Origin of the sequence: Winslowiella arboricola (genome assembly GCF_025527015.1) — a bacterium.
In the GTDB taxonomy this organism is placed as follows: domain Bacteria; phylum Pseudomonadota; class Gammaproteobacteria; order Enterobacterales; family Enterobacteriaceae; genus Erwinia; species Erwinia arboricola.
The window spans coordinates 1,350,294-1,374,700 of the sequence record NZ_JAODIM010000043.1 but is presented as its reverse complement, the minus strand read 5'-3'; the positions used below and the strand labels follow the sequence as shown (position 1 = coordinate 1,374,700).

Below are 24,407 nucleotides of genomic sequence, written 5' to 3'. Positions count from 1 at the left end.
GAATAAAAGTTCTGAACAATTAATAATTATTTTCTAGCTATGTAAAATTGGCCAGATAATCACAATCAGGGTGCCGGCGAGGGTCAGCAACACATTGGCAATGGCATAGGTTCCGGCATAACCCAGCGCCGGGATATTGCTGCGCGCGGTATCACTGATGATCTCCATCGCCGGGGCGCAGGTTCGTGCGCCCATAATCGCGCCAAACAGCAGGGCGCGGTTCATCCGCAGTACCCAGGCGCCAAACAGGAAGCAGATTACTACCGGCACCAGACTGACCGCCAGCCCGGCAACCAGCATCTGCCAGCCCGCGCTGCCGAGGCCATGCGTAATGCCGCTACCGGCACTCAGCCCGACGCCAGCCATAAATACCATCAGGCCAAACTCTTTCACCATGGTCAGCGCACCCTGCGGAATATAACCAAAGGTCGGATGGTTGGCGCGTAAGAAGCCAAGCATAATACCGGCAAACAGCAGACCCGCCGCATTACCGATACCAAAACTGAAGCCGCTAAACTGGAAGGTGATCATGCCGATCATCAAACCAATAATAAAGAAAGAGCAGAATGCCAGCAGGTCGGTAAGCTGACTGTGGATCGAAATAAAGCCGATGCGGTCAGCGACGGTTTTTACCCGGCGCGCTTCGCCGCTGACCTGCAGCACATCACCCTTATTCAGCATAATGCTGTCATCGATCGGCATCTCGATCTGGCTGCGGATCACCCGGTTCAGGAAGCAGCCATGGTCAGTCAGCTTTAACTGGCTCAGGCGTTTGTTCACCGCATTGTTGTTTTTAACCACAATCTCTTCGGTGACGATACGCATATCCAGCAGGTCGCGATCGAACACCTCTTTACCGTTACGGAAACTGGTATCCAGTCGCGAATGGGCATCCGGGTAGCCGACCAGCGAGATCTCATCGCCTGGCTGCAGTACGGCATCACCATCCGGGCTGGCCAGAATACCGTTGCGGCGAATGCGCTCGATATAGCATCCGGTCGCGCGATAAATTCCCAGCTCGCGCAGGTTTTTGCCATCGGCCCAGGCCACCAGCTCCGGGCCGACGCGGTAGGCGCGGATCACCGGCAGGTAGACTTTACGTATGCTGTCGGTATCCAGACCGCGTTCGCGCGCAATCTGCTGCGCGCAGGTGGGCAGATCCTGATGTTGCAGCTTTGGCAGATAGCGCGCGCCAAAGATCAGGCTGACCAGTCCTACCAGGTAGGTGAGGGCGTACCCGAGGCTGAGGTTATCCTGCATACGGCTCAGGGCTTGCGGATCGCTGATGGTCTGACGCAGGGTATCGCCGGCGCCCACCAGTACCGGGGTGGAGGTCATCGAACCTGCCAGCATTCCGGCGGTTAAACCGATATCCCAGCCCAGCAGTTTGCCGAGGCCGAGCGCCATTATCATCGCGCTGAGCACCATCACCACCGCCAGCATCAGATAATTTTTGCCGTCGCGGAAGAAGATCGAGAAAAAGTTAGGCCCGGCTTCTACGCCGACGCAAAAAATAAATAACATAAACCCGAGATTAAGCGCCTCCGTATTTATTGAGAAGTGTTGTTGCCCCAACAGCAGAGAGACCACCAAAACGCCAATGGAATTACCCAGTTGTACAGATCCTAAGCGTAACTTTCCTAAGCACAGACCCAATGCCAATACTACAAATAATAACAGGATGTAATTCCCGCTTAACAATTCGGCGACGTTTATGTTCACGGATTAACTTCTTGTTTACCAGCAAGTTGTTGATAGAAATAAATTTATGCGCTAACGTTTATCTGACTGTAAGCGAACGCGACGCGGCTTTAGCGCCCGGTAGCGGAATGTATGCAGGGATAAATTAAAGCGGGAATATTTTAATCACTTATTTATTTTTCAGCCAGTAAAAACAACGCGTTTTTAAATTTTTGGCACACTCTTTTTTTTGAATTAATACGCTGGTTAATTCAACGGCAGGCTATCGAACTAAATCAGCTGAGGACCCGCTATGTTGTTACAGGGCGTCCGATTATCGGGCGTATTGACTTGTGTCATGGTGTTTTGTGCGGTGTTTATCATCGTACGTTTCGGTATGGCCATGGATAGTCCCGGCGAAATCCGGGTTCAGCCCGGCTTGCTGCTGTTTATGCTTCCCGGCGTACTGGCCGGTGTCACCGCCCGTGAGGCACCGCTCGTGGTTGCCCTTGGTGGCGCGTTGCTGTCAATCCCGCTCTGTCTGCTGTTGTCGCATACGCGCTTTATTGTTGCAGCGAGTTTCTGGCAGGAGCTGGCGTGGTATGCCAGTGCGCTGTTCTGGTGTGGATCCGGCGCGCTGGTGGTGATGCTGTGGCGGGCAATGTTTGGTCCCCGGCCACGCTCATAGTGGAATGACAGCCATAAAAAAACCGGGTATCGCTACCCGGTTTTTTTTGTCTTACGCCTGAATTACTGAAACAGATTCAGGTTTTCTTTGGCATAAGCTTCAAAATCAGTGCAACCGCCGATATGTTTCTGATCGAGGAAAATCTGCGGCACGGTTTCCACCGGTTTACCCACGGTTTTCTCCAGGTCAGCTTTACTGATGCCTTCAGCGTGGATATCGATATAGCGGAAGTTAAAATCTTCACGCTCTTCGGTCAGTTTTTCAGCCAGCTCTTTTGCGCGCACACAGTAAGGGCAGCCCGGACGTCCAAAGATCACTGCAAACATAGGTAACTCCTCAAAGGTTAGATTCTGTTCTGTGATTAACATCACAGTTTATCGCTCAATGGGCTTATGATGCCCGCTTCGTTTGCTGAAAGGAAGAAGGAATTGCCTGTTAATCTGATTTGCACAGACTATGCAGAAGGAGGTTGATTAGGCTTTAATATGTGGCCGCCGACAAGAACGCCGCTCCGATGTTTCCTTTGTAGGGGAGCCGTTATCGGCTCCCGTCCTGATGGCTGGCACGGGCGGCGAGAACGCCGCCCCTACACTAAGAGGGACGTCGTTATTGGCCCTCGCGTAACGGAGATTAACATGCGTGCTTTTGCTCAATTACCTAAAACGGTGCTGGTACTGGAAGTGCTGGGCATTGTACTGCTGGTGCTGGCGATGCTGTCGGTGAACCAGTGGCTGATGCTGCCCGTCTGGCTGAGTGGCAAAGCTGCCGCTACGCTGATGTTTTTTGCCGGTGTATTGTTAATGCTGCCCGCAGCCGTCACATTGATGTGGCGCACCGCGCAGGCGCTGGCGCCCCAGCTGCTGGGCAGCGGCAGGCACCAAAACAAATCCACCAAAACCGGAGATTCTGATGACGCCGACCATTGATTTATTGCGTTCACATCGCTCGATTCGTGCTTTTAACGAACAGCCGATTACCGACGCACAACGCGAGGCGATTATTACCGCCGCGCAGTCGGCTTCGACCTCAAGTTTTTTACAGTGCTCGTCAATTATTCGCATTACCGATCCTGAACTGCGCCAGCAGCTGGTAGAGCTGAGTGGCGGCCAGAAGTATGTCGCGCAGGCGGCGGAGTTCTGGGTATTCTGCGCTGATTTCCATCGCCATCTGCAGATTTGTCCGGATGCGCAGCTGGGGCTGGCGGAACAGCTGCTGCTGGGCTGTATCGATACTGCCCTGATGGGGCAAAACGCGCTGGTCGCGGCCGAGTCGTTAGGACTGGGCGGCGTATTTATCGGCGGCATCCGTAACAATATTGCGGCAGTCAGTGATTTACTTGAAGTACCCCAGCATGTGCTGCCGCTGTTTGGACTGTGCCTCGGCTGGCCGGATCAGCAACCGGATGTGAAGCCACGCATGCCGGCCAACATGCTGGTGCATGAAAACCGCTATCAGCCGCTGGATAACAGTGTGCTGGATGAGTATGACCAGCAGTTGCTGGATTACTATCAGCAGCGTGACAGCCATCGTCGCACTGATACCTGGAGCGCCCATATTCAGCGCACCATCATTAAAGAGAGCCGCCCGTTTATTCTCGATTTTCTGCATAAACAGGGCTGGGCAACACGTTAAAATTGTCTGTGAGGCTTGCTGGTGAAAATTGCGATTCTATCCCGCGACGGTAATCTCTACTCCTGCAAACGCCTGCGCGAAGCTGCGCAGGCGCGCGGGCATCAGATCGAGATTATTGACCCGCTCTCCTGTTATATGAATATTAATCCGGCCTCGGCGGCGCTGCATTATCGTGGCCGCCCCCTTGGCCACTTTGATGCGGTGATCCCACGGATTGGCCCGGCGACCACCTTTTATGGCATGGCGGTGCTGCGTCAGTTTGAAATGTGCGGCAGTTATCCGCTCAATGAGTCAGTGGCGATTACCCGCGCCCGTGACAAGTTACGCTCGTTGCAGCTGCTGGCGCGGCAGGGGATTGATATGCCGGTCACCGGCTTTTCCCATTCGCCGGATGACAGTCGCGATTTAATCGATATGGTGGGCGGCGCGCCGCTGGTGGTCAAGCTGGTAGAAGGGACGCAGGGGATTGGCGTGGTGCTGGCGGAAACCCGTCAGGCGGCGGAGAGCGTGATTGAAGCCTTTCGCGGGCTTAACGCCCATATCCTGGTGCAGGAGTATATCAAGGAAGCACAGGGCTGCGATATTCGTTGTCTGGTGATTGGCGATCAGGTGGTCGGCGCGATTGAACGTCAGGCCAGGGAGGGGGATTTCCGCTCCAATCTGCATCGCGGCGGCACTGCCCGGCGGGTGGAAATCAGCGAACGCGAGCGGGAAATGGCGGTAAAAGCCGCTGCCACGCTGGGTCTTGATGTGGCCGGTGTCGATATTTTACGCGCGGCACGCGGGCCGCTGGTGATGGAAGTTAACGCGTCGCCGGGTCTGGAAGGGATTGAAAACATTACCGGGCTGGATATCGCCAGCCTGATGATTGAGTGGATTGAGCGCTACGCCCGCCCTGGCTTCTGTCTGAAAACCGGCGGTTAAGTGCCATATTTCACTCATCGGCGTAGTGTTTGCGACACTTTTTCCGTAAGCTGTGCGCTCTTTAATTGGCGGCATGAGGCAGTAGGTTATGGATTCACTCGTCGTTCCAGATATTGACGTGTTACGACGTTGGCTGGATCAGCAAAGTATCACCTGGTTTGAGTGCGATGCCTGCCAGGCGCTTCATCTGCCGCATATGCAAAATTTTGATGGCGTTTTCGATGCCAAGCTCGACCTGGTTGATGACGTTATTCTGTTTTCCGCGCTGGCCGAGGTGAAGCCTACCGCGTTGATCCCGCTGGTGGCCGATCTGTCGCAGATCAACGCCAGTTCGCTGACGGTGAAAGCGTTCCTCGATATTCAGGATGATAATCTGCCGAAACTGATTGTCTGCCAGTCGATAGCCATCACAGCGGGTGTCACCATGGGACAGTTTTCGCACTTTATGAAACAGAGCGAAGAGCAGATTTCGATGGTGATCCTTGAGGCGTTCGCCAACAATTTATTAGTGGTTGGCGAGGATGATGATCGCACGGCGATTGTCACGCGGCAGTCAATGTTGCACTAAAGCGGTTCGCCGCTGTTTAAATGCCGCTTTTTGCGGCATTTTTCATTTTTGACCCACCACTTTTTATTCTGCATTTTGCCCTTGATTGCCAGATATTTCGCGTGGCTTATGCCATATCTGGCGTATCACATAGAAGAAACATGCATAAAAAATCGATAAAAGGCGTTTTTTACGCTGAGGGCTGGCCTGTGCCTGCTGGTGGGGCTATTCTTGCGGGGCTGCATTTCGCGTGCAACACCCGCGCAGGTATAGGTTTTTTCTATTAAACAGCGCGTGAATATTGATTCATTGTAAGCCAGTAATTTTTACCTTAAATGATCAGCGATAGGGTGTTTGTCAGTCGCTTGTTCTGCATAACCGTTTGGCCTGTTCAGGAGGAAGTAAAACATGTTCAACCAACGTAAAAAATGGTTGTCAGCCGTGGTTGCCGGGGTGTTGATGGCGGTTTCCGCCGGGACGATGGCAGAACAAAAGACGCTGCACGTCTATAACTGGTCAGACTATATCGCGCCGGATACGGTGGCGAATTTTGAAAAGCAGACCGGCATCAAAGTGGTCTATGACGTATTTGACTCCAATGAAGTGCTGGAAGGCAAACTGATGGCCGGCAGCACCGGTTATGATGTGGTGGTGCCTTCCTCCAGCTTCCTTGCGCGTCAGCTGGAATCCGGCGTGTTTCAGCCGCTGGATAAAAGCAAACTGCCAAACTACAAAAACCTCGATCCTGATCTGATGAAAAAGTTAGAGCAGCACGATCCGGGGAATAAATATGCGATCCCGTATCTGTGGGCGACCACCGGTATCGGCTATAACGTCGCAAAAGTGAAAGCGGCGCTGGGCAAAGATGCTCCGGTCGACAGCTGGGATCTGGTGCTGAAACCTGAAAACCTGGAAAAACTGAAAAGCTGTGGCGTCTCTTTCCTCGATGCACCGGAAGAGATTTTTGCGACCGTGCTGAACTATCTGGGTAAAGATCCTAACAGCAGCGACGCCAAAGATTACTCTGGCGCAGCCACTGATCTGCTGCTGAAGCTGCGTCCGAGCATCCGCTATTTCCACTCTTCGCAGTACATTAACGATCTGGCTAACGGTAATACCTGTGTGGCCATCGGCTGGGCAGGGGATATTCTGCAGGCGAAAGATCGGGCTATCGCAGCTAAAAATGGCGTCGATATTGCCTACAGCATTCCAAAAGAGGGCGCGCTGGCATTCTTCGATATGCTGGCGATTCCAAAAGATGCGAAAAACGTCGATGAAGCCTATCAGTTCATCAACTATCTGATGGAACCGAAAGTGATCGCTGAGATCTCTAACAAGATGTTTTATGCCAGCGGCAATAAAGCCTCTGTGCCACTGGTTGACGCTGATGTCCGTAATAACCCGGGGATCTATCCAACCGAAGCAGCGATGGCCAAACTGTTTATCCTGAAAGTGCAGGAACCAAAACTTGACCGTGTGCGCACTCGTGCATGGACTAAAGTTAAAAGTGGTAAGTAATCGTTAACAGCGGGCGGCGTGAACGCTGTCGCTGGACGGTTGCAGATATGCCTCTGCAGGGGCGGCGTTTTCGCCGCCCGTCAGAAAGGTAACAGACAAAACAACAGAGGCTCTGTTTCGGCCTCTGTTGTGTCATTTAACGGCCTGGCCGTTTATTCCCGCTTCGCACCGGAGAGTAATGTTAGTGAACGACGCGATCCCCCGTCCGCAAAATAAAACCGCAAAGGCGTTAACGCCGCTGCTGGAAATCCGCAATCTGACCAAATCTTTCGATGGTCAGCACGCTGTTGATGATGTCAGCCTGACCATCTATAAAGGCGAAATCTTTGCCCTGCTTGGCCCGTCCGGCTGCGGCAAGTCGACCTTACTGCGTATGCTGGCCGGTTTTGAGCCGCCAACGCAGGGCACCATCTGGCTCGACGGACAAGATCTGTCGCACGTTCCGCCGTATCAGCGCCCGATCAATATGATGTTCCAGTCCTATGCCCTGTTTCCGCATATGACGGTGGAACAGAATATCGCCTTTGGCCTGAAGCAGGACAAACTGGCGCGCGGCGAGATCGCCAGCCGGGTTGAAGAGATGCTGGCGCTGGTGCATATGCAGGAGTATGCCAGACGTAAACCGCATCAGCTCTCTGGTGGTCAGCGTCAGCGTGTGGCGCTGGCGCGCAGCCTCGCCAAGCGGCCGAAATTGCTGCTGCTGGATGAGCCGATGGGTGCGCTGGATAAGAAACTGCGTGACCGCATGCAGCTGGAAGTGGTCGATATTCTTGAGCGCGTTGGCGCCACCTGTGTGATGGTGACCCACGATCAGGAAGAGGCGATGACCATGGCGGGGCGTATTGCGATTATGAATCGCGGTAAGTTCGAGCAGATTGGTGAGCCGGAAGAGATTTATGAGCATCCTACCAGTCGTTACAGCGCCGAATTTATCGGTTCAGTCAACGTGTTTGAAGGCCTGCTGCGCGATCGTCAGGAAGATGGCCTGGTGATTGACAGTCCGGGGCTGATTAACCCGCTGAAAGTCGACTCTGACGCCTCGGTAATGGATAACGTGCCGGTGTTTATTGCGCTGCGCCCGGAAAAAGTGATGCTGTGCGATCAGCCGCCCGCCGATGGCTGCAACTTTGCCGTCGGTGAAGTGGTACATATTGCCTATCTCGGTGACCTGTCGATTTATCATGTGCGCTTACGCAGCGGGCAGATGATCTCTGCCCAGTTGCAGAATGCCCATCGCTTCCGCAAAGGTGCGCCAACCTGGGGTGATGAAGTCCATCTCTGTTGGGATACTGACAGCTGTGTGGTGCTGACGGTCTGAGTTGAGGGAAGTATGAGCCAATATCACGAAACACCCACTAAACCACCGGCAGTCGCTGCGCAGGCAACTCATGGCCTGCCAGGCCGTGTGCTGCTGAAACATGGCCGTAAGCTGGTGATCGCACTGCCTTATCTGTGGCTGACTCTGTTATTTTTACTGCCATTTTTAATTGTGCTGAAAATCAGTTTCGCCGAAGTGGCGCGCGCCATTCCGCCGTATACCGACCTGATTAGCTGGGCTGACGATCAGTTTAGCCTGATTCTTAATCTCGCCAACTATTTGCAGCTGACCGAGGATCCGCTCTATTTCGACGCTTATATGCAGTCGCTGAAGCTGGCGGGTGTATCGACCATTATCTGCCTGTTGATTGGCTATCCGCTGGCGTGGGCGGTGGCGCAGAGTAAACCCTCGATGCGCAATATTCTGCTGCTGCTGGTGATTCTGCCGTCATGGACCTCATTCCTGGTGCGCGTTTACGCGCTGATGGGACTGCTGAATAACAACGGTATTCTCAATCGTTTTCTGATGTGGACTGGGGTGATCGACCATCCGCTGGAAATCCTTTACACCAACATCGCGGTGTATATCGGCATTGTTTACTGCTATCTGCCGTTTATGGTGCTGCCGATCTATACCGCGCTGACGCGCATCGATTATTCGCTGGTAGAAGCCTCGCTGGATCTCGGCGCTGGGCCGCTGAAAACCTTCTTTAAGGTGATTGTCCCGCTGACCAAAGGCGGCATTATTGCCGGTTCAATGCTGGTATTTATTCCGGCGGTCGGTGAGTACGTGATCCCGGAACTGCTCGGCGGCCCGGACAGTATTATGATTGGCCGTATTATCTGGCAGGAGTTCTTTAACAACCGCGACTGGCCGGTGGCTTCGGCGCTGGCGGTGATTATTCTGCTGATCCTGATCCTGCCGATTATCTGGTTCCATAAGCATCAGAATAAAGAGATGGGAGACAAAGCATGAATAATCTTCCTGCCGTGCGTTCGCCATGGCGCACCGCGATTCTGCTGGTGTGTTTCAGCCTGCTGTATGCGCCGATGCTGTTGCTGGTGATCTACTCATTTAACCGTTCTCAGCTGGTCACAGTGTGGGAGAGCTTCTCCTTCCACTGGTACAAGGTACTGTTCCAGGATGACGCGATGATCAGCGCCGTCACCCTGAGCCTGTCGATTGCGGCGCTGGCTGCTACTGCTGCCGTGGTGCTGGGCACCATCGCCGCGGTAGTGATTGTTCGCTTTGGCCGTTTTCGCGGTTCAACCGGCTTTGCCTTTATGCTGACCGCGCCGCTGGTAATGCCGGATGTGATCACCGGTTTGTCTTTGCTGCTGCTGTTTGTGGCGATGGGGCACGCCATTGGCTGGCCGGGCGATCGCGGGATGCTGACCATCTGGCTGGCGCATGTCACGTTCTGTACCGCCTATGTGGCGGTGGTGATTAACTCGCGTCTGCGTGAGCTGGATCGTTCCATCGAAGAAGCCGCGATGGATCTGGGCGCCACGCCGTTAAAAGTGTTCTTTGTGATTACCGTACCGATGATTGCGCCAGCGATTGTTACCGGCTGGCTGCTGGCCTTTACCCTGTCGCTGGATGACCTGGTGATCTCCAGTTTTGTTACCGGCCCGGGGGCAACCACGCTGCCAATGCAGATCTTCGCGACGGTACGTCGTGGGGTGAATCCGGAAATCAACGCACTGGCGTCGCTGATTCTGTTTGTGGTCGGGATTGTCGGCTTTATTGCCTGGCGCTTTATGGCCCATGAAGAAAAGCAGCGGGTCCGCGATATTCAGAAAGCAAGACGTGGCTGAAAGCACAATATTTTGCCAAAATAGTGATTAGCGAAAGGGATAAACCTTAAGGAGCGGCCTTTTTGGCCGCTCTTGTTGATCACTGGTCTGATAGCACCGGGCCTGCAGGAGAGAAAGTGGATGTCGGATCTGTTCAGAGCGGGGAAAAGTATGACTGAACCGCGCTCAGCGATTCCTGTACCGGTATTGATTGCCGGCAGTGCAATTATCGCCACCCGCTGCCTTAGCGTGCTGCTGCTGGCGAATGAACTGGGTTATGAAGAGATTGCTGATTTTGTGCACCGCAGTGCTCAGGCGTGGGACTCTACGCTGATCTTTATCGCCAGCCAGCTGATTTTCCTGATCGAGTTGCGTTGTGCCATCGTACTGATGCGTGGCGCCAACTGGGGGCGCTGGGGTTATGCCATTACCCAGATGGTGGTGATGCTGTATATGCTGGTGGCGTCGCTGGGCTGGGTCTATCCGGAAATTTTCAGTATTAGCGGCGCCACCAATACTGAGATTATCCATACCCTGATACTGCAAAAAATTCCCGATCTGCTGGTGCTGATATTGCTGTTTGTCCCTGCCAGCAGCCGGGCGTATTTTCGCAAAGAATAGTGCTTTCATCCCCGTCGTATTTCAGGCGATTACAGCTACATTACACAGGCTTTATCATGCAGGTCGCGCCTGCCAGACTATCGTATCGGGCGGATGCTTACTGCGGGAACCAGCGATCGCTGATTTTCTGGTAAGTGCCATCCGCTTTAATCGCCTTCAGCGCACCATTCAGTTTCTCCAGCAGCGCTTTATTGTCCGGGCGCACTGCAATCCCTAAGCCGGTGCCAAAGTATTGTGCATCGGTGACATGATCGCCGACGGTGGCGAGGTTTGGATTGCTTTTCAGCCACTCATTAACCACTGCCGTATCGCCAAATACGCCATCCAGACGACCATTTTTCAGATCGAGAATCGCGTTCTGGTAGCTGTCATAAGCGACTGCCGTGACTTCCGGGTGCTTATCCTGCAGGTATTTCTGATGGGTAGTGCCGTTTTCCATCCCCACGCGTTTGCCTTTCAGATCTTCCAGACGGCTGAATTTGCCTTTCTGCGCAATCACCACCGCCGAGTTGGCGTAGTAGGGCTGACTAAAGGCCACCTGCTTGCTGCGCTCAGGAGTGATATCCATACCGGAGATCACCGCATCGTAGCGACGGAATTTCAGCGCCGGAATCAGACTGTCAAATGGATTATTGGTAAAGCTGCACTCGGCCTGCATTTGCTGACACAGCGCTTTAGCAAGGTCGATATCAAAACCGACGATTTGGTTATTACTGTCCAGAGACTCAAACGGCGGATAGGTAGCGGAAGCAGCAAAGCGAATTTTTTCGGCTGCGCTGGCGCTAAAGGCGACACTGGCGAGTAAAGCGGTGAGTAGTAATTTTTTCATCGGTCAGGCTCCTGTTCTCATTATCATTTCTCTGCCCTGAGGCGATAAACAAGATGCCACTAAATGAATTAATATGCAATATTTGTGTATAAATAATGACAAAGGCGCGATATACGCGCCTTTTTATTAGTTTCTATGCTCGAAAGCTAATGCCCGCCGTTCGATCAGACGCATCAGCAGCGTCAGCAAGCCGTTGACCACCAGATAGATTAAACCGGCGGCGGCAAACACCGTTACATCATAGGTGCGGCCATACAGCAGCTGTCCGTGGCCCATCACTTCCATCAGGGTAATGGTGTAGGCCAGCGAAGTGCTTTTAAATACCAGCACCACCTCATTGGAATAGGAGGAGAGGGCGCGTTTAAAAGCATAGGGCAGCAAAATGCGCAGTGTGTCTTTGCGGTTCATCCCCAGCGCCGCGCAGGATTGCCACTGGCCGGAGGGAATGGCGCGCACCGCGCCGTGGAACAGCAGCGTGGTGTAAGCGGCGCTGTTCAGCGACAGCGCCAGCAGTGCGCACAGCCACGGCTGCGAGAGAAAATGCCATAACCACGGGATCTGCTGAATCGACGGGAACTGTCCCGGGCCGTAGTAGATCAGGAAGATCTGCACCAGCAACGGCGTACCGGTAAACAGCGTGATATAGCCTTTTACCAGCTGGCTGAGCAGCGGCACTTTTAGCGCCAGCACCACAGTGAAGATTAACGACAATATCAGCGCCAGAATCAGCGAGGTGACGGTTAGTGTCAGGCTGGTATGCAGGCCTTTGAGCAACTCAGGTAAATACTCAAGCATCAGCTATTTCCCTGTTCAAAGCGCGTGGTGCGCAGCTCAATGCGCTTCAGCACAAACTGACTGAACAGCGTAATCAGCAGATAGATCGCCGCCGCCGCCATATACCAGGTAAATGGCTCCTGCGTGCGGGTGGCGATGCTTTTGGTCTGCAACATAATATCGTTAACGCTGATCAGCGACACCAGCGCGGTATCTTTCAGCAGCACCAGCCACTGGTTGCCCAGGCCCGGCAAAGCATGACGCCACATCTGCGGCATAATCAGCCGGAAAAATATCGCCGCCTTTTTCATTCCCAGCGCCTGTCCCGACTCCCACTGTCCCGCCGGCACCGCTTTCAGCGCACCGCGCAGCGTTTGCGAGGCATAGGACGAGTAGAGGATCGACAGAGCAATCACCCCGCAGAGAAACGGGCTGACATCGAAGTTTTCGATTTCCATCTGCACCGGCAGCTGAAACAGACCGAAATTAACGGTAAAACCGTCCGACAGGGTCAGCAGCAGCTGTGAGGCGCCAAAATAGATAAACAGCACCACCAGAATTTCCGGCAGGCCGCGAAACAGCATCACCAGACCAGTACCGAGCCAGGCCACGGGACGCCAGCGGGCCGATTCCCAGACAGCGAAAATCATCGCCAGAATCAGCCCGACAATTAAAGCACAAACGGCAAGGCCGACGGTCATCGCCGCGGCGCTTGCCAGAGGAGTGAGTTCGCTCATCTAATTACTGCTGAAACCATTTTTCGTAGATTGTTTTGTAAGTGCCATCGGCTTTCACTTTATCCAGCGCGGCATTAAATTTGCTCTGCAGAGCGGTGTTGCCCTGACGCAGTGCAATGCCGAGACCGGTGCCGAAGTAGGCTTTATCGGTCACTTTATCACCCAGCGCTGCCAGGTTTGGATTCTGTTTCAGCCACTCGTTAACCACGGCGGTGTCACCAAATACTGCATCAATACGACCATTTTTCAGATCGAGAATCGCATTCTGATAGCTGTCATAAGGCACGGTAGTGACATCGGTCTGTTTTTCTGACAGGTATTTCTGATGTGTGGTGCCGTTCTGTACGCCAACACGTTTACCTTTCAGCGCCGACACATCCGCTACTTTGCCTTTCTGCACGATAAAGGTCGCAGAGTTATCGTAATAAGCTTTGGTAAACAGTACCTGCTTTTCACGCTCCGGGGTGATATCCATACCGGCCATCACCGCGTCGAAGCGGCGGAATTTCAGGCTGGGGATCAGGCTGTCAAACGCCTGATTAGTAAAGGTACATTCAGCGTCGATCTCTTTACATAGCGCATTAGCCAGATCAACATCGAAACCCTGGATTTTGTTGTCAGAATCAACGAACTCAAACGGAGGGTAGGAAGCTTCGGTGGCGAAACGGATCGTCTGCGCAGCGGTCGCGCTCAGGCTCATTCCGGCTAACAGGGCGGCAAGTACCACTTTTTTCATCATTATGTCCTGAATCAGTGCGAAAGATAGTTGGCAAACGCATCGGTTTGCGGCTGTGTAAAGCGGCTGGCATCGCCCTGTTCCACCACATAGCCATTTTCCATATACACCACCCGGCTGGCGGTCTTACGGGCAACTTCGACTTCGTGGGTGACGATAACCTGAGTAATGTTGGTCTGCGCCAGTTCGCGAATAATGGTGACGATCTGAGCAGTGATTTCCGGATCCAGTGCGGCGGTCGGTTCATCAAACAGCAATACCGCCGGTTCCATCATCAGCGCACGGGCAATCGCCACGCGCTGCTGCTGACCACCGGAGAGATGCAGCGGAAAACGATCGACAAACTTTGTCAGGCGCAGGCGATCCAGCAGCTTATCGGCGCGCGCGCGTGCCTGATCTTTACTCAGACCCAGCACGCGGCAGGGCGCTTCAATCAGATTCTGCATCACGGTTAAGTGAGGCCAGAGATTATATTGCTGGAATACCATGCCGACGTTCTGGCGCAATTCGCGAATGGCACTGTCGCCAGGGGCTTTACTGAAGTCGAAATTATTGCCTGCGATACTCAGGGTGCCGGAACGCGGCATCTCAAGTAAATTCAGCACGCGCAGCAGCGAGCTCTTGCCGGCGCCGCTAGGGCCGAGCAGAACCAGAGTTTCACCTTCAGGACATTCCAGTTGAATATCGAACAGCGCCTGATGGGCGCCGTAAAAGCAGTTAATACCGTTTAGTTGAATACTCATGCGCAAATAGTGAATAGCAATTGATGTCGTGAATCTTAACGTCGACAGCATAGTTATGCAATCTTCGTGCGTTGAAATTTATTTATGATAAGTGATGTTAATAAAGCGTAGCACAAGATAGCGCAATGCAGTGCTGAAGCGGGCTAGCGGTGATGAATTTTCGTGAGGAGATCATGGTAACGCGCCGCATTGTCGCGGCACGCTTAAGAATGCATTATTTTTCAAGCGTCTGACTGAGACTGCCACCAGCCGGATGCTGCCAGTTAGCAACATAACGGATATCATCCACCGCCCAGCAGCTGCCTTCCTGCACCATCAGCACTTCATCCTGCCACTGCACTGCTTTGTCACCTTCGCGGCTTAAACTGACACGTAACGGAATATTGCGCGCATCACGATTGGGAATGGTGGAGGCATCCGCCACGCTGGCGGAGGTGGGGCCTGCCGGCAGGCTGGAGAACAGATCGCCCGCAGGTTTATCACTTTGCGTACTGGCCTGCACTAATTTCTGATACAGCGCATCACTCAGATAGGGGCGGTACTGCGCCAGCTGTTGCGTATTGGGTAATCCCTGAGTGGGTTGTTCGGTTCGCAGGTCATAAAATTTTTGCGCCACCGTATCCGGCCCGCCATCGACGCAGGCACCGAGGCGGCTGCCATTATCTTTATAAACCGGTTCAACCGTGGTGCAGGCGCTTAGCAATAGCGCAGCCGGTAAAAGTACGGCGAAGGCTCTGTTTTTCATTTCGATTTCCTTATTGTTAACTGGCAAGTCACTATTTTTAGCATAAAGTATAGCCACGGTTTTTCACCCTACGGGCCATGAAGCACAAAAGGAGAGCACGATGAAATTTTCCACCACCCCAACGCTGGAAGGACAACCGATTACTGAGTATTGCGGCGTCGTGACCGGCGAAGCGATTCTGGGGGCCAATATTTTCCGTGACTTCTTCGCCGGTATCCGCGATATCGTTGGCGGACGCTCGGGCGCATATGAGAAAGAGCTGCGCAAGGCGCGCCAGCTGGCTTTTCAGGAGATGGAGGAGCAGGCGCAGACACTGGGCGCCGATGCCATCGTCGGCATAGATATTGATTATGAAACCGTGGGTAAAGACAGCAGTATGCTGATGGTCAGCGTCAGTGGCACGGCGGTTAAGACCCGCTAATGCGCTACTGGATAATGCTACTGGTGATATTGCTCAGCGCCTGTTCAACGCCCGGCATCGAGCAACGCGAAGGTTACCAGGTGGATACGCGCCATGCGGCGCTGGGCGCGCGTCCACGGATTAAAGTGCTGGTTATCCATTATACGGCGGAAGATTTCTCCCGTTCATTGGCCACTCTGACTGACCGCGAGGTCAGCGTCCATTATCTGATCCCGGACCGTCCACCGCTGAAACGGGGCGAGCCGCTGATCTGGCAGCTGGTGCCGGAATCACAACTGGCGTGGCATGCCGGTAGCAGCTTCTGGCGTGGCGCGACGCGAATCAATGACACCTCAATTGGCATCGAACTGGTGAATGCCGGTCCGCTACGCCATCTTACCGGCCCGGCGTGGACACCGTTTACCGCGCAACAGATTGCCGTGCTGCAACCGCTGATGCGCGACATTGTGCAGCGCTACCAGATCCCGCCGGAAAATATTGTCGGTCACAGCGATATTGCCCCGCAGCGCAAACAGGATCCTGGTCCGCTGTTTCCCTGGGCGATGCTGGCGCAGCAGGGTTTAGGCGCCTGGCCTGATGCGGCGCGGGTGCGTTTCTGGCTGAATGGACGTGATGCGCAGCAGCCCGTGCCGGTTGATAAGTTGCTGGAGTTGCTGGCGCGCTATGGCTATCAGGTGGCGGTGGGAATGAGTGAAAGGCAGCAGCAGCGAGTGATTGCCGCCTTCCAGATGCATTTCCGTCAGACGGATTATCGTGGCTTGCCGGATGCGGAAACCGAGTCGATTGCGCAAGCGCTGGTGGAGAAGTATCCGGGGGATTGATGACGGGGAAATGGTGCAAGCTATTAATACGGGCGGCGATAACGCCGCCCCTGGATAAGACCGAAGCCCGTGGCATCTTTAGCCGGCTAAAAAAGCTTTCCAGTGCGCCACCAGCTGCTCCAGCGCATGACGATCGACATCAAGATGGGTCACCAGCCGGGTAACCGGCCCGGCGCTGATGATAATCCCACGCTCCTGCAGATAGCTTTGCAGCGGTTGCACCTGCTCCGCCGCAAGCCGCACAAATACCATATTGGTATCCTGACGACGTACATCGGCGCCGATAGCGGTCAGCTGCCCGGCCAGCCAGCGGGCATTGTCGTGATCCTGCTGTAAACGTGCGACATTATGCTCAAGGGCATACAGTCCCGCCGCCGCCAGAATACCGGCCTGGCGCATACCGCCACCGGTCATTTTGCGCCAGCGCCGTGCGCGTTTGATATAGTCAGCATTGCCACACAGCAGTGAACCGACCGGCGTACCCAGACCTTTGGAGAGACAGATGGTCAGGGTATCGCAGTAACGGGCGATCTCTTCCAGCGTGACATTCAGCTCCACCACCGCGTTAAAGATACGCGCGCCATCAATATGCAGCGCCAGCTGATGCTGGCGGGTGAACTCCCACGCCTGTTGCAGATATGCCAGCGGCAGTACTTTGCCATTATGGGTATTTTCCAGGCTCAGCAATTTAGTGCGGGCAAAGTGGGCGTCATCGGGTTTGATCACTGAGGCGACAACATCCAGCGGCAGGCTGCCATCAGCGGCGGCGAGGATCGGCTGTGGCTGGATGCTGCCCAGCACCGCCGCGCCGCCCGCTTCATATTTGTAGTTGTGTGCCAGCTGGCCGACGATATATTCTTCGCCGCGCTCACAGTGACTGAGTAACGCCACCAGGTTAGCCTGGGTGCCAGTCGGCAGAAACAGCGCGGCCTGTTTGCCGCTCAGTCGCGCGGCTTCTGCTTCCAGCGCATTCACCGTTGGATCATCACCGTAAACATCATCACCGGTTTCTGCAGACATCATCGCAGCCAGCATGGCGGCGCCCGGGCGGGTCACCGTATCACTGCGTAAATCGACCACTGTTGCTCTCCTTAATAAAAACGGACGCCGCGGCGTCCGTAACAGATACCCAACAATGTTTTACCGCAGCCAGTTAGTTTTCGCCAGCTCCACCACTTCATCCCCGCGACCGCTGATAATTGCGCGCAGCATATACAGGCTAAAGCCTTTGGCCTGCTCCATTTTAATCTGCGGCGGCATCGCCAGCTCTTCGCTGGCGGTAATCACATCCACCAGCACCGGTCCGTCGTGGGCAAATGCCTGTTCCAGCGCGGCATCAACCTCCGAGGCTTTTTCCACCCGAATGCCTTTTACCCCGCAGGCGGCGGCAATCGCGGCAAAGTCAGGGTTTTCCAGCTCTGTACCGTCGGTAAGATAGCCGCCAGACTTCATCTCCATTGCCACAAAACCCAGCGAACTGTTATTGAATACCACAATCTTCACCGGCAGCTGCAACTGCGCAATGGTCAGGAAGTCGCCCATCAGCATGCTAAAACCGCCATCGCCGCACATCGCTACTACCTGACGGTGGCGATCCAGCGACTGTGCACCGAGCGCCTGCGGCATGGCATTGGCCATCGAGCCATGATTAAAGGAGCCGATCAGACGACGTTTACCGTTCATCTGCAGATAACGCGCCGCCCAGACGGTCGGGGTGCCGACATCGCAGGTAAAGATCGCCTCTTCACTGGCATGCTGGCTGATCTGTTGCGCCAGATATTGCGGGTGAATCGCCCGTTTATCATTGGCATTAGCCAGATCGTCCAGCCCTTTACGCGCATCGACATAGTGCTCCAGCGCCTTATCGAGGAAATCGCGATCGGCTTTGTCCTCCAGCTGCGGTAGCAGGGCGCTCAGCGTAGACTTGATATCACCGACCAGCGCCATATCGACGCGGCTATGGGCGCCAAGGCTGCCGGGATCAATATCAATCTGAATGATTTTCGCATTCTCCGGATAGAAAGCGCGATACGGGAAGCGGGTGCCGAGCAGCAGCAGCGTATCGGCATTCATCATCGCGTGGAAACCAGAGGAGAAACCAATCAGCCCGGTCATGCCGACGCTGTAGGGGTTGTCGTACTCGATATGCTCTTTGCCACGCAGCGCATGCACCACCGGCGCTTTTAGGGTTTGCGCCAGCTGCACCACTTCATCATGCGCATCGGCGCAGCCGTTGCCGCACATCAGAGTAATATTACCGGCGCCGTTTAGCGCCGCCGCCAGTTCCGCCAGCTGCTCAGCCGGAGGCAGGACTTTTGGTGGCTGCAGCGGATACCAGTCAGCACTGGCGCCTTCCGGGGCAGCCTGCAACGCCACATCGCCAGGCAATACCACTACCGATACACCACGATTAAGAATTGCTTTGCGCATCGCAATCGCCAGCACCTGCGGCAGCTGCTCAGGATTGGATACCAGTTCACAGTAATGGCTGCATTCGCGGAACAGCTCCTGCGGATGAGTCTCCTGGAAATAACCGCTGCCAATTTCGCTGGAGGGAATATGCGCGGCGATCGCCAGCACCGGCACCCGGTTGCGATGGCAGTCAAACAGGCCGTTAATCAGATGCAGGTTGCCGGGACCACAGGATCCGGCGCAGACTGCCAGTTCGCCACTGATCTGTGCTTCTGCGCCCGCAGCAAAGGCGGCGACCTCTTCATGGCGGGTTGGCATCCATTCAATGGTACCCATGCGATTCAGGCTGTCGCTCAGGCCGTTCAGTGAGTCCCCGGTCACACCCCAGATGCGTTTAACGCCCGCGCTTTCGAGGGTTTGTGCCACTAACGCCGCTACGGTTTGTTTCATCCCTTACCTCCTGATTATTTTCAATGCTCGAAAAAGCATAGTCGACAGGAACAAAACGGGACTGGCGTCTGAGAGGGAAAAGTGTGAAGGGATATTGTCACTGCGGAGCCAGCTGGCCCCGCAGCGGATGGCGGATTATGACGAGAATAGCGCGATCAGGATCGGTGCCAGCAGGCTGAGAATAAAGCCATGCACAATCGCCGCCGGAACGATCTCAATGCCGCCACTGCGTTGCAGCACCGGCAGGGTAAAGTCCATCGAGGTGGCGCCGCACAGACCGAGCGCGGTGCAGCGATGCTGACGAATCAGCCCGGGAATCAGCATAATCGCCAGCAGTTCGCGCAACAGGTCGTTAAAGAACGCGGCGCTGCCAATCACCGGTCCAAAGGCTTCCGTCATCAGAATGCCGGAGAGTGAATACCAGCCATAACCGGACGCCATCGCCAGTCCGGTTTTCAGCGGCAGCCCCAGCAGCACGGCGGCGATCAGGCCGCCCAGCAGCGCGCTCAGCGCCACCACTACCGCCACCATCATGCCACGGCGGTTCAGCACAATCTGACGCAGGGTCATACCGCTGCCGCGCAGCTGCATGCCGACCAGAAACAGCAGCAGGATCAGCGCATATTCACTGGCCTGTGAGGCATAGTGCAGCGGCGGCCATTCAGTGAGTCCCAGCGCAAAACCAATCACCACCACGCCGCACAGCTTCAGTGACTCCAGCGCCATATGCAGGCGCGATGGCAGTGTTTGCTGTTTATGCTGATGTGTCCAGGGGGCGCGACGTTCCAGCATCCACAGCGCCAGCAGGTTGCAGAGAATGATGCAGATGACGCTGACCGCGGCATAGTGAAAAATCGCCAGCAGATTGCTGCTCAGGTTATCGAGAAACGCCAGGCTGATACCCATAAAAAACAGAATCACATACACCATCCAACTCAGCAGACGGTTAATCATGCGTAATAAGGCGGGGCGCTTAAACGGCAGTAAATAGCCAATAATCAGTGGCAGAAGAATAATCAGTAATCCCGAATACATGGCGCCGGGTCATCCTTGTCAGATCAAAAAGTGGCAACACGCTAGCCAAAATAGTTCGCAGAGTAAAGTAATGTTCGATAGCCAGCCTTGACCTGCTTAGTGGTTGCAGCCATTCTCGACTACGAGCGGGGGACATGGCGGGGATAAATCGCTGCTGGCGCGTGGTCAGGTGGATCACATGCAGGCTTGAAAAGCGTAAAACCGCCCCAATTCTATTCTCAGGGCGTAAATATCGTCAGAAAAAAAATGCCAGCTTCTGTGGCTGGCATTTTTCAGTAGGGTTGTACAGAATGAGTAAGAAAGTGGTCAGGCACTGACTGTTGCCGCCATTTCTACCGGAACGATAAGGCTGGCATGATTGCCCTTTGGCCCTTCATGCACATCAAACTGGACTTGTTGCCCGGCTTTCAGCGTTCTGTAACCGTCCATCTGAATCGTCGAGTAGTGCGCGAAGATATCATCGCCGCCACTGACAGGACAGATAAAGCCGAAGCCTTTGGCGTTATTGAACCATTTAACAGTACCCGTCTCCATGCTTCTACATCCCTCGCAAGACATTTTATAGGTGAGGTGATCTGGCTTTCAGGCCAGGCTGTTTAAAACTCAATCAGCTTCTGCCTGTACAATGTAGAGAAACTGGCCTTAGCGTCAAGCTAATGGCCCTGTGAGACGGGGATCAAATCCTCAAAATTTGAGGCAGTTAACGCTATTGCGAATTTTGTGATGAAGGTCGCGCATAAGGTTATTCGGATAAAATTTCATCCACGCTGGACAAATGGTCGGGCGTGTTAAACTAAAGGCATGGCATGATAATTTTATGCCAGCACGTAACGTACAATGATGACGGGTTACTATGGCACACAATAATGATTGGCTTAACTTTGAACATCTTGCAGAAGATAAGCTGCGGGAAGCGCTGAAGCCGCCTTCTATGTATAAAGTTATACTCAATAATGACGATTATACGCCTATGGAATTTGTTATTGACGTACTACAAAAGTTCTTTTCTTATGATGTTGAACGTGCAACGCAACTGATGCTTACGGTTCACTATCGCGGTAAGGCTATTTGCGGCGTTTTTACCGCCGAAGTCGCTGAGACGAAAGTCGCCCATGTGAACCAGTACGCGAAAGAAAACGAGCATCCGTTGCTTTGTACGCTGGAAAAGGCGTGATCGGTTTTCCGCTCTATTCGGGAGTGGTCCGTCAGGCCGTAATTGGGGGAGGTGCCTAATGCTCAATCAAGAACTGGAACTCAGTTTAAATATGGCTTTCGCCAGAGCGCGCGAGCACCGTCATGAGTTTATGACCGTCGAGCATCTGTTGCTGGCTTTGCTCAGCAACCCGTCGGCCAGAGAGGCATTGGAAGCCTGCACGGTAGATATTGTTGCCCTGCGTCTTGAACTCGAAGCCTTCATCGAACAGACCACTCCGGTGCTGCCAGCCAGTGAAGAGGAGCGTGATACACAGCCAACGCTCAGCTTCCAGCGCGTATTGCAGCGCGCGGTATTCCATGTTCAGTCATCGGGACGCAGTGAAGTCTCGGGCGCGAACGTGCTGGTGGCGATTTTCAGCGAACAGGAATCGCAGGCGGCTTATCTGTTGCGTAAGCACGAAGTGAGTCGTCTGGATGTGGTGAATTTCATCTCCCACGGTACGCGTAAAGATGAACCGGGCCAGGCGCCAGGTTCAGAAAATCCGGTAAACGAAGAGCAAGCAGGCGGGGAGGAACGTATGGAAAACTTCACCACCAATCTTAATCAGCTTGCTCGCGTAGGCGGTATCGACCCGCTGATCGGGCGCGATAAAGAGCTGGAACGTGCTATTCAGGTCTTATGCCGCCGCCGTAAAAATAACCCGCTGCTGGTGGGTGAGTCCGGCGTCGGAAAAACCGCGATTGCCGAAGGACTTGCCTGGCGCATCGTGCAGGGCGACGTACCGGAAGTGATCAAAGAGTGCACCATCTACTCGCTGGATATCGGTTCACTGTTAGCCGGCACCAAATACCGTGGTGACTTTGAAAAACGCTTTAAAGCGCTATTGAAGCAGCTGGAGCAGGATACCAGTAGCATCCTGTTTATCGATGAAATCCACACCATTATCGGTGCGGGCGCGGCATCCGGTGGCCAGGTGGACGCGGCAAATCTGATCAAACCGCTGCTTTCTTCCGGCAAAATTCGCGTAATGGGTTCCACTACTTATCAGGAATTCAGCAATATTTTTGAGAAAGATCGTGCGCTGGCGCGCCGTTTCCAGAAAATCGATATCACCGAACCATCGATTGATGAAACCGTGCAGATTATCAATGGCCTGAAGCCGAAGTACGAAGCGCATCACGATGTACGCTACACCGCGAAAGCGGTACGTGCGGCGGTGGAGCTGGCGGTGAAATATATTAATGACCGCCATCTGCCAGATAAAGCGATTGATGTTATCGATGAAGCTGGCGCGCGCAGCCGACTGATGCCGGTTAGCAAGCGTAAGAAAACCGTCAATGTCTCGGATATCGAGACCGTGGTGGCGCGTATTGCGCGTATCCCGGAGAAGAGTGTTTCAGCGACCGACCGTGATACGCTGAAAACCCTTGGCGACCGCCTGAAAATGCTGGTATTTGGGCAGGACAACGCCATCGAAGCCTTAACCGAAGCGATTAAAATGAGTCGCGCCGGTCTGGGTCAGGATCGCAAACCTGTTGGTTCGTTCCTGTTTGCCGGTCCAACCGGTGTCGGTAAAACGGAAGTCACCGTGCAGCTGGCCAAAGCGTTGGGTATTGAGCTGCTGCGTTTCGATATGTCTGAATATATGGAGCGCCATACCGTTAGCCGTTTAATCGGTGCGCCTCCGGGTTATGTGGGCTTCGATCAGGGTGGTCTGTTAACCGATGCGGTAATTAAACATCCGCACGCGGTGTTGCTGCTGGATGAGATTGAGAAAGCGCACCCGGACGTCTTTAATCTGCTGTTGCAGGTGATGGATAACGGCATGCTGACCGATAACAATGGTCGCAAAGCGGACTTCCGCAATGTGATCGTGGTGATGACTACCAACGCCGGGGTGCGTGAAACCGAGCGCAAATCCATCGGTCTGATCCATCAGGATAACAGCACCGATGCGATGGAAGAGATCAAGAAAATGTTCTCGCCGGAATTCCGCAACCGTCTCGACAATATTATCTGGTTCAAACATCTGTCGGCAGAGGTTATTCATCAGGTGGTCGACAAGTTTATTGTTGAGTTGCAGGCGCAGCTGGATCCGAAAGGCGTGTCGCTGGAAGTCAGTGACGAAGCCCGCGCATGGCTGGCGGAGAAAGGCTACGACAAAGCGATGGGCGCCCGTCCGATGGCGCGCACCGTACAGGAGAGCCTGAAGAAACCGCTGGCCAACGAGCTGCTGTTTGGTTCGCTGGTGGATGGTGGCTCAGTGTCGGTCGCGCTGGATAAAGAGAATAACCAGCTCACTTATGAGTTCGTCAGCGCCGAGAAGCGTAAGACGGAAGGGGCGGCGCACTAATTCGGGAGCCGGAAACGGCTTCCCTACAATGAAGTAGGGGCGGCGTTATCGCCGCCCGTGCTGATGAATGCACTGGCTGTAATGACGGCGTTATCGCCGCCCGTGCCGATGATATGCACCGCCATAAACAATAAAGGCCGGATAATTAAATTATCCGGCCTTTTTTTATACGTGTCGCTGGCTTAACGCGGCAACACGGGGTGGGGCAAATCAGCGACTACGGAAGACAATGCGGCCTTTGCTCAGGTCGTACGGGGTCAGCTCTACAGTGACTTTGTCGCCCGTCAGGATGCGGATATAGTTTTTGCGCATTTTACCGGAGATATGTGCGGTAACCACGTGCCCGTTTTCCAATTCAACGCGGAACATGGTGTTAGGTAGCGTATCCAGTACGGTACCCTGCATTTCAATATTGTCTTCTTTGGCCATCGAATCCTCTGGGTATGACTACCTTTATTTTAACCGGCAAGA

28 protein-coding genes are annotated in these 24,407 nt (G+C 54.1%); 15 read left to right on the top strand and 13 right to left on the bottom strand.

The window, feature by feature from the left end; all coding sequences use genetic code 11:
- Positions 1-33 precede the first annotated feature (33 nt).
- On the bottom strand, positions 34-1,722 hold the full coding sequence (locus tag N5923_RS24045) for an aspartate:alanine antiporter (protein WP_267144241.1): 1,689 nt from the start codon (positions 1,720-1,722) through the stop codon (positions 34-36).
- Positions 1,723-1,993: 271 nt separating this feature from the next.
- Between N5923_RS24045 and ybjM the strand changes: the two genes are divergently transcribed.
- Complete coding sequence (gene ybjM / locus N5923_RS24040; protein ID WP_267144242.1) at positions 1,994-2,368, top strand: inner membrane protein YbjM; 375 nt, start codon at positions 1,994-1,996, stop codon at positions 2,366-2,368.
- 62 nt (positions 2,369-2,430) lie between these two features.
- On the opposite strand, the gene N5923_RS24035 is transcribed toward ybjM, so the two are convergent.
- A complete protein-coding gene (locus N5923_RS24035) occupies positions 2,431-2,694 on the bottom strand; it encodes a GrxA family glutaredoxin (RefSeq protein ID WP_017802418.1) in 264 nt (87 codons plus the stop codon).
- A 309-nt stretch (positions 2,695-3,003) separates the two neighbouring features.
- On the opposite strand from N5923_RS24035, the gene N5923_RS24030 reads away from it, so the two are divergent.
- The 10 genes from N5923_RS24030 to N5923_RS23985 all read left to right on the top strand — a co-directional run bounded on the left by N5923_RS24030 (position 3,004) and on the right by N5923_RS23985 (position 10,724).
- Positions 3,004-3,294, top strand: a complete 291-nt coding sequence (locus tag N5923_RS24030) for a YbjC family protein (protein WP_267144243.1) — start codon at positions 3,004-3,006, stop codon at positions 3,292-3,294.
- Positions 3,278-4,000: an oxygen-insensitive NADPH nitroreductase gene (gene nfsA, locus N5923_RS24025; RefSeq protein ID WP_267144244.1), complete on the top strand. Its 723-nt coding sequence runs from the start codon at positions 3,278-3,280 to the stop codon at positions 3,998-4,000. Before N5923_RS24030 ends, nfsA begins: the two co-directional genes overlap by 17 nt.
- Positions 4,001-4,021: 21 nt before the next feature.
- Positions 4,022-4,924 (top strand): 30S ribosomal protein S6--L-glutamate ligase, encoded by a 903-nt coding sequence (rimK, locus tag N5923_RS24020; protein WP_267144245.1) that lies wholly within the window; start codon positions 4,022-4,024, stop codon positions 4,922-4,924.
- An 88-nt stretch (positions 4,925-5,012) separates the two neighbouring features.
- Positions 5,013-5,492: a YbjN domain-containing protein gene (locus N5923_RS24015; RefSeq protein WP_267144246.1), complete on the top strand. Its 480-nt coding sequence runs from the start codon at positions 5,013-5,015 to the stop codon at positions 5,490-5,492.
- 20 nt (positions 5,493-5,512) lie between these two features.
- A complete protein-coding gene (locus N5923_RS24010) occupies positions 5,513-5,758 on the top strand; it encodes a hypothetical protein (RefSeq protein ID WP_267145276.1) in 246 nt (81 codons plus the stop codon).
- 121 nt (positions 5,759-5,879) lie between these two features.
- Positions 5,880-6,989, top strand: coding sequence for a spermidine/putrescine ABC transporter substrate-binding protein PotF (gene potF, locus N5923_RS24005; RefSeq protein WP_267144247.1), 1,110 nt, complete (start codon positions 5,880-5,882; stop codon positions 6,987-6,989).
- A gap of 184 nt (positions 6,990-7,173) precedes the next feature.
- Entirely contained in the window at positions 7,174-8,307 is a 1,134-nt protein-coding gene (potG, locus tag N5923_RS24000) for a putrescine ABC transporter ATP-binding subunit PotG (protein ID WP_267144657.1), read from the top strand.
- A 12-nt stretch (positions 8,308-8,319) separates the two neighbouring features.
- A complete protein-coding gene (gene potH / locus N5923_RS23995) occupies positions 8,320-9,282 on the top strand; it encodes a putrescine ABC transporter permease PotH (protein WP_323372747.1) in 963 nt (320 codons plus the stop codon).
- Positions 9,279-10,124: a putrescine ABC transporter permease PotI gene (gene potI, locus N5923_RS23990; protein ID WP_267144248.1), complete on the top strand. Its 846-nt coding sequence runs from the start codon at positions 9,279-9,281 to the stop codon at positions 10,122-10,124. The genes potH and potI overlap by 4 nt, the downstream gene beginning before the upstream one ends.
- A gap of 120 nt (positions 10,125-10,244) precedes the next feature.
- Complete coding sequence (locus N5923_RS23985; RefSeq protein WP_267144249.1) at positions 10,245-10,724, top strand: YbjO family protein; 480 nt, start codon at positions 10,245-10,247, stop codon at positions 10,722-10,724.
- Positions 10,725-10,821: 97 nt separating this feature from the next.
- Here N5923_RS23985 and N5923_RS23980 read toward each other — a convergent pair whose 3' ends face one another.
- From N5923_RS23980 to N5923_RS23955, 6 genes are all read right to left on the bottom strand, one after another.
- A complete protein-coding gene (locus N5923_RS23980; RefSeq protein ID WP_267144250.1) occupies positions 10,822-11,553 on the bottom strand; it encodes an arginine ABC transporter substrate-binding protein in 732 nt (243 codons plus the stop codon).
- A 126-nt stretch (positions 11,554-11,679) separates the two neighbouring features.
- Entirely contained in the window at positions 11,680-12,348 is a 669-nt protein-coding gene (artM, locus tag N5923_RS23975) for an arginine ABC transporter permease ArtM (RefSeq protein WP_267144251.1), read from the bottom strand.
- Positions 12,348-13,064 (bottom strand): arginine ABC transporter permease ArtQ, encoded by a 717-nt coding sequence (gene artQ, locus N5923_RS23970; RefSeq protein WP_267144252.1) that lies wholly within the window; start codon positions 13,062-13,064, stop codon positions 12,348-12,350. The genes artM and artQ overlap by 1 nt, the downstream gene beginning before the upstream one ends.
- 4 nt (positions 13,065-13,068) lie before the next feature.
- Positions 13,069-13,800, bottom strand: coding sequence for an arginine ABC transporter substrate-binding protein (artJ, locus tag N5923_RS23965; protein WP_267144253.1), 732 nt, complete (start codon positions 13,798-13,800; stop codon positions 13,069-13,071).
- A 14-nt stretch (positions 13,801-13,814) separates the two neighbouring features.
- Complete coding sequence (artP, locus tag N5923_RS23960; RefSeq protein WP_267144254.1) at positions 13,815-14,543, bottom strand: arginine ABC transporter ATP-binding protein ArtP; 729 nt, start codon at positions 14,541-14,543, stop codon at positions 13,815-13,817.
- 214 nt (positions 14,544-14,757) lie between these two features.
- Positions 14,758-15,288, bottom strand: coding sequence for a lipoprotein (locus N5923_RS23955; RefSeq protein WP_267144255.1), 531 nt, complete (start codon positions 15,286-15,288; stop codon positions 14,758-14,760).
- A 100-nt stretch (positions 15,289-15,388) separates the two neighbouring features.
- On the opposite strand from N5923_RS23955, the gene N5923_RS23950 reads away from it, so the two are divergent.
- Both N5923_RS23950 and N5923_RS23945 read left to right on the top strand, forming a co-directional pair.
- On the top strand, positions 15,389-15,709 hold the full coding sequence (locus N5923_RS23950) for a heavy metal-binding domain-containing protein (protein WP_267144256.1): 321 nt from the start codon (positions 15,389-15,391) through the stop codon (positions 15,707-15,709).
- A complete protein-coding gene (locus N5923_RS23945; protein ID WP_267144257.1) occupies positions 15,709-16,530 on the top strand; it encodes an N-acetylmuramoyl-L-alanine amidase in 822 nt (273 codons plus the stop codon). The genes N5923_RS23950 and N5923_RS23945 overlap by 1 nt, the downstream gene beginning before the upstream one ends.
- Positions 16,531-16,608: 78 nt before the next feature.
- On the opposite strand, the gene ltaE is transcribed toward N5923_RS23945, so the two are convergent.
- From ltaE to cspD, 4 genes are all read right to left on the bottom strand, one after another.
- Positions 16,609-17,610: a low-specificity L-threonine aldolase gene (ltaE, locus tag N5923_RS23940; protein WP_267144258.1), complete on the bottom strand. Its 1,002-nt coding sequence runs from the start codon at positions 17,608-17,610 to the stop codon at positions 16,609-16,611.
- Positions 17,611-17,670: 60 nt separating this feature from the next.
- A complete protein-coding gene (gene poxB, locus N5923_RS23935) occupies positions 17,671-19,392 on the bottom strand; it encodes a ubiquinone-dependent pyruvate dehydrogenase (RefSeq protein WP_267144259.1) in 1,722 nt (573 codons plus the stop codon).
- A 135-nt stretch (positions 19,393-19,527) separates the two neighbouring features.
- Positions 19,528-20,427 (bottom strand): lysine exporter LysO family protein, encoded by a 900-nt coding sequence (locus tag N5923_RS23930; RefSeq protein ID WP_267144260.1) that lies wholly within the window; start codon positions 20,425-20,427, stop codon positions 19,528-19,530.
- A gap of 306 nt (positions 20,428-20,733) precedes the next feature.
- On the bottom strand, positions 20,734-20,961 hold the full coding sequence (gene cspD, locus N5923_RS23925; RefSeq protein ID WP_017802441.1) for a cold shock-like protein CspD: 228 nt from the start codon (positions 20,959-20,961) through the stop codon (positions 20,734-20,736).
- A gap of 319 nt (positions 20,962-21,280) precedes the next feature.
- On the opposite strand from cspD, the gene clpS reads away from it, so the two are divergent.
- Entirely contained in the window at positions 21,281-21,601 is a 321-nt protein-coding gene (gene clpS / locus N5923_RS23920) for an ATP-dependent Clp protease adapter ClpS (RefSeq protein ID WP_017802442.1), read from the top strand.
- Positions 21,602-21,659: 58 nt separating this feature from the next.
- Positions 21,660-23,936 carry an ATP-dependent Clp protease ATP-binding subunit ClpA gene (gene clpA / locus N5923_RS23915; RefSeq protein ID WP_267144261.1) on the top strand — a complete coding sequence of 759 codons (2,277 nt, stop codon included), beginning with the start codon at positions 21,660-21,662 and terminating at the stop codon, positions 23,934-23,936.
- A gap of 210 nt (positions 23,937-24,146) precedes the next feature.
- On the opposite strand, the gene infA is transcribed toward clpA, so the two are convergent.
- Complete coding sequence (gene infA, locus N5923_RS23910) at positions 24,147-24,365, bottom strand: translation initiation factor IF-1 (protein ID WP_002211347.1); 219 nt, start codon at positions 24,363-24,365, stop codon at positions 24,147-24,149.
- Positions 24,366-24,407: the final 42 nt, after the last annotated feature.

Bases quoted from the DNA above. Each gene is read 5' to 3' on its own strand.
- ybjM (WP_267144242.1), top strand. From the start codon at position 1,994: ATGTTGTTACAGGGCGTCCGATTATCGGGCGTATTGACTTGTGTCATG.
- N5923_RS24035 (WP_017802418.1), bottom strand. From the start codon at position 2,694: ATGTTTGCAGTGATCTTTGGACGTCCGGGCTGCCCTTACTGTGTGCGC.
- N5923_RS24030 (WP_267144243.1), top strand. From the start codon at position 3,004: ATGCGTGCTTTTGCTCAATTACCTAAAACGGTGCTGGTACTGGAAGTG.
- nfsA (WP_267144244.1), top strand. From the start codon at position 3,278: ATGACGCCGACCATTGATTTATTGCGTTCACATCGCTCGATTCGTGCT.
- N5923_RS24015 (WP_267144246.1), top strand. From the start codon at position 5,013: ATGGATTCACTCGTCGTTCCAGATATTGACGTGTTACGACGTTGGCTG.
- N5923_RS24010 (WP_267145276.1), top strand. From the start codon at position 5,513: ATGCCGCTTTTTGCGGCATTTTTCATTTTTGACCCACCACTTTTTATT.
- potF (WP_267144247.1), top strand. From the start codon at position 5,880: ATGTTCAACCAACGTAAAAAATGGTTGTCAGCCGTGGTTGCCGGGGTG.
- potH (WP_323372747.1), top strand. From the start codon at position 8,320: ATGAGCCAATATCACGAAACACCCACTAAACCACCGGCAGTCGCTGCG.
- potI (WP_267144248.1), top strand. From the start codon at position 9,279: ATGAATAATCTTCCTGCCGTGCGTTCGCCATGGCGCACCGCGATTCTG.
- N5923_RS23985 (WP_267144249.1), top strand. From the start codon at position 10,245: ATGTCGGATCTGTTCAGAGCGGGGAAAAGTATGACTGAACCGCGCTCA.
- N5923_RS23980 (WP_267144250.1), bottom strand. From the start codon at position 11,553: ATGAAAAAATTACTACTCACCGCTTTACTCGCCAGTGTCGCCTTTAGC.
- artM (WP_267144251.1), bottom strand. From the start codon at position 12,348: ATGCTTGAGTATTTACCTGAGTTGCTCAAAGGCCTGCATACCAGCCTG.
- artQ (WP_267144252.1), bottom strand. From the start codon at position 13,064: ATGAGCGAACTCACTCCTCTGGCAAGCGCCGCGGCGATGACCGTCGGC.
- artJ (WP_267144253.1), bottom strand. From the start codon at position 13,800: ATGAAAAAAGTGGTACTTGCCGCCCTGTTAGCCGGAATGAGCCTGAGC.
- artP (WP_267144254.1), bottom strand. From the start codon at position 14,543: ATGAGTATTCAACTAAACGGTATTAACTGCTTTTACGGCGCCCATCAG.
- N5923_RS23955 (WP_267144255.1), bottom strand. From the start codon at position 15,288: ATGAAAAACAGAGCCTTCGCCGTACTTTTACCGGCTGCGCTATTGCTA.
- N5923_RS23950 (WP_267144256.1), top strand. From the start codon at position 15,389: ATGAAATTTTCCACCACCCCAACGCTGGAAGGACAACCGATTACTGAG.
- N5923_RS23945 (WP_267144257.1), top strand. From the start codon at position 15,709: ATGCGCTACTGGATAATGCTACTGGTGATATTGCTCAGCGCCTGTTCA.
- poxB (WP_267144259.1), bottom strand. From the start codon at position 19,392: ATGAAACAAACCGTAGCGGCGTTAGTGGCACAAACCCTCGAAAGCGCG.
- N5923_RS23930 (WP_267144260.1), bottom strand. From the start codon at position 20,427: ATGTATTCGGGATTACTGATTATTCTTCTGCCACTGATTATTGGCTAT.
- cspD (WP_017802441.1), bottom strand. From the start codon at position 20,961: ATGGAGACGGGTACTGTTAAATGGTTCAATAACGCCAAAGGCTTCGGC.
- clpS (WP_017802442.1), top strand. From the start codon at position 21,281: ATGGCACACAATAATGATTGGCTTAACTTTGAACATCTTGCAGAAGAT.
- clpA (WP_267144261.1), top strand. From the start codon at position 21,660: ATGCTCAATCAAGAACTGGAACTCAGTTTAAATATGGCTTTCGCCAGA.
- infA (WP_002211347.1), bottom strand. From the start codon at position 24,365: ATGGCCAAAGAAGACAATATTGAAATGCAGGGTACCGTACTGGATACG.